This window comes from Brevundimonas sp. CURTG3B2_SDJG (genome assembly GCF_057364705.1).
The window spans coordinates 1-3,696 of the sequence record NZ_JBNFOJ010000274.1; the positions used below are offsets into that span (position 1 = coordinate 1).

The following is a 3,696-nucleotide window of genomic DNA, read 5'->3' on the forward strand; positions in this document are numbered from 1 at the left end:
CGGCCCGCGATCCGCTGACGGGGCCGCCGGCGCGCATCGCCGCCTGCCTGGACCGCCTGGCCCTGACGCCGGAGCTGGGCGGTCTTTTGGCGGCCCTGGCCCAGGGTCTGGTCCTGGAGCCGCCGCATCTGGCGCGGGACGGGGGCTATGTGAACCCCGGCTTCCGGCTGGAGCTGGACGAGGCGCGCCAGCTGCGCGACGACAGCCGCAAGGTGGTCGCCGATCTGGAGGCCCGCGCCGTCCAGCAGTCGGGCGTGCCGTTCAAGGTGCGCCACAACGCGGTGCTCGGCTACTTCCTGGAGACCTCGGCCAAGGCCGCCGAGCCGCTGCTGCGGCCGGCCGCGGAGAGCCCGTTCATCCATCGCCAGACCCTGGCCAACCAGGTCCGGTTCACGACCGTCGAACTGTCCGAGCTGGACGCCAAGATCAGCCAGGCCGGGCACCGCGCCCTGGCGATCGAGGGCGAGACGTTCGAGACGTGGCGGCGCACGGTCCAGGAGCTGTCCGGCCCGCTGCAGGCGGTCGCGGAGGCCTTGGCGGAACTGGACGCCCACGCCGCCCTGGCGGAATGGGCCGAGGAAGTCGGCGCGGTCCGGCCCCAGGTGGACGCCACGGTCTGTTTCGAGGTGTCGGGCGGCCGCCATTCGGTGGTCGAGGCCGCGGTCAAGGCCGCCGGCGACCCCTATACGCCCAACGATTGCCGCCTGGACGGATCGGGCGTCGGATGCGCGCGCCTGTCGATCGTCACCGGCCCGAACATGGCGGGTAAGTCGACCTTCCTGCGCCAGAACGCCCTGCTGGTGGTGCTGGCCCAGGCCGGCGCCTTCGTGCCCGCCCGGTCGATGCGGCTGGGCGTGGTCGACCGGCTGTTCAGCCGGGTGGGGGCCGGGGACGACCTGGCGCGGGGTCGCTCGACCTTCATGATGGAGATGGTCGAGACCGCCGCCATCCTGACCCAGGCGACCGAGAAGAGCTTCGTGGTGCTGGACGAGATCGGGCGGGGCACCGCCACCTACGACGGCCTGGCCATCGCCTGGGCCGTGGCCGAGGCGCTGCACGACCGCAATCGCGCCCGCACCCTGTTCGCCACCCACTATCACGAGTTGGCCGCGCTGGAGACGCGGCTGGCCCACGTCTGCAACCTGTCGATGCGGGCCAAGGAGTGGAACGGCGACCTGGTCTTCCTGCACGAGGCGGCGCCGGGCGCGGCCGACCGCTCGTACGGGGTCCAGGTGGCCAAGCTGGCGGGCGTGCCGTCTCCGGTGGTGGTCCGGGCCCGCGAGGTGCTGGACCGGCTGGAGGGCGAGAAGGCCGCCACCGTCAGCCTGGACGACCTGCCCCTGTTCGCGGTCGCCGAGCCGCCCGCCCCGCCGCCGTCGTCGGCCGTGGACGACGCGCTGAAGGGCATCGATCCCGACGAGCTGACCCCCCGGGAGGCGCTGGAGGCGCTGTATCGTCTGAAGGGGCTGGCGAAGTGAGATCGTCTCTTCTTTCGTCATCCTCCGGCAAGCCGCGCAGCGGCGCAGACCGGGGGACCCAGCGGCGCCGAAGGCGAAACCCAAGGTCTGCGTGTGGGACGGGTTCGCGCTCGCGCGCGCCGCTGGGTCCCCCGGTTCCGCTTCGCGGCCCGGAGGATGACGAAAGCGGAAAGCGGCGGTGACCCAGCCCCTCGACGACCCTCTCATCGAGGCCGCCTCGGCGCAGGACGTGCGCAAGGCCGTCGCGGAGCTGTTGCGCGAAAGCTGGGAGGCGGACCGGGCACGCGCCGCGCGGCGGCTGGAAGGCGGCGCCGACCGGGGTGACCGTCGCACGCCTGTACGCCGAGGCGGCCGACGAGATGCTGACGGCGCTATGGCGGTTCACCGCCGGGACGCTGTACCCCGCGCCCAATCCCACCGAGGCCGAGCGGCTGAGCCTGATCGCGGTGGGAGGCTACGGCCGGGGCGTGCTGGCGCCGTTCTCGGACCTGGACCTGCTGTTCCTCAGGGCGTGGAAGTCCAGCCCACGCACCGAACAGGTCATCGAGTTCATGCTCTACGTCCTGTGGGACCTGGGGGTGAAGGTCGGCCAGGCGGCGCGATCGGTCGACGAATGCCTGGCGCTGGCCCGGAGCGACATGACGGTGCGCACAGCCCTGCTGGAGGCGCGACCCCTGGTTGGGGACCAGGCGCTGTCGGACGACTTCATCGCCCGCTTCCGGACCCAGGTCAGCCGCGCCGACCCCCGGCCGTTCATCGCCGCCAAGCTGGAAGAGCGCGACGCCCGCCACCAGAAGTCCGGCGCGGTCCGCTATCGGGTCGAACCCAACGTGAAAGACGGCAAGGGCGGTCTGCGCGACCTGAACACCCTCTTCTGGATCGCCCGGTCGCTGGCGCCCGACAGTCCGCTGGGCGCCCGCGTGATGGACGACCTCTTGACCCCGCGCGAACGCCGGACGTTCGAGGAGGCCTTCGACTTCCTGTGGCGCACCCGGGCCCATCTGCACCTGACCGCCGGGCGGGCCGAGGAGAAGCTGACGTTCGACCTGCAGCCCGAGGTGGCCCGGCGCATGGGCTGGCGCGGGCGCGGCGACGAGCCGGCGGTCGAGCGCTTCATGCGCCGCTACTTCCTGGTCGCCCGCGACGTCGGCGGCCTGACCCGCGCCCTGTCGGCCAAGCTGGAGGCGCGTCACCAGAAGCCGACGCTGAGCCTGTCGCGCCTGATCCCGGGGCGGAAGCGGAAGCTGGGGGTCGAGGGCTTCGTCGAGAGCGCCGGCCGCCTGTCGGTGACCGGGCCGGAGATCTTCGCCGAGGCGCCCGAGAAGCTGCTGATCCTGTTCCGCACCGCCGACCAGCACGACCTGGACCTGCACCCCGACGCCTTCTCGGCGGTGTCGCGGTCGCTGTCGCTGGTGACGCCGTCGCTGCGCCGGGACCCGGAGGCGACGCGGGCCTTCCTGGACATCCTGGCGTTGGGGCAGAGGCCCTATCGCGTGCTGTCGATGATGAACGAGACGGGCCTGCTGGGCCGGTTCCTGCCCGAGTGGGGGCGGATCGTCGGCCAGACCCAGTTCAACATGTACCACGCCTATACGGTCGACGAGCATACGCTGCAGGCCATCGGCATCATCAACGACATCTGGCGCGGCAAGCTGAAGGCCGAGCATCCGTCGGCGACCGAGATCGTCCATCGCATCGACGACTTCGAGGCCCTGATGCTGGCCATGCTGCTGCACGACGTCGGCAAGGGCGGCGACCGGGGCCAGCTGGAGGACGGGGCCATCGCCGCCCGGCGGGCCTGCGACCGGCTGGGGCTGGACCCGCGCCGGACGGAGTTCGTGGTCTGGCTGGTGCGCAACCACCTGGCGCTGAGCGACTACGCGCAGAAGCGGGACGTGTCCGACCCGGCGACGGTGCGGGCCTTCGCCGAACTGGTCGGCGACCCGGAGCGCCTGCGCACCCTGCTGGTGCTGACGGTCGCCGACATCCGCGCGGTCGGACCCGGCGTGTGGAACGGCTGGAAGGGGCGGCTGATGCGCGACCTCTACCAGCGCACCGAGGCGGTGTTTCGCGGCGAGGACGTGGTTCGCGCCGACCCTCTGGCCGAGTTCCCCGATCTGGTCGCGCGGGCCCGGACCGCCGGCGCGGCGGCCTCGGTCGTATCTGACCGCGCGGCGGACGAGGGCGTCGAGCCGCATCCCGCGACGCGAGTCGCGGT

Annotated in this window: 2 protein-coding genes; both read left to right on the plus strand. The window is 72.4% G+C overall.

The features are described 5' to 3' along the window. Nucleotides 1–1,478 (plus strand): DNA mismatch repair protein MutS (mutS, locus tag AC2W7C_RS14895; RefSeq protein ID WP_486002115.1); only part of this gene is annotated, 1,478 nt, incomplete at its 5' end. Between the two features lie 320 nt (nucleotides 1,479–1,798). Next, nucleotides 1,799–3,696: [protein-PII] uridylyltransferase (gene glnD / locus AC2W7C_RS14900; RefSeq protein WP_486002116.1), on the plus strand; the 1,898-nt coding region annotated here is incomplete at its 3' end.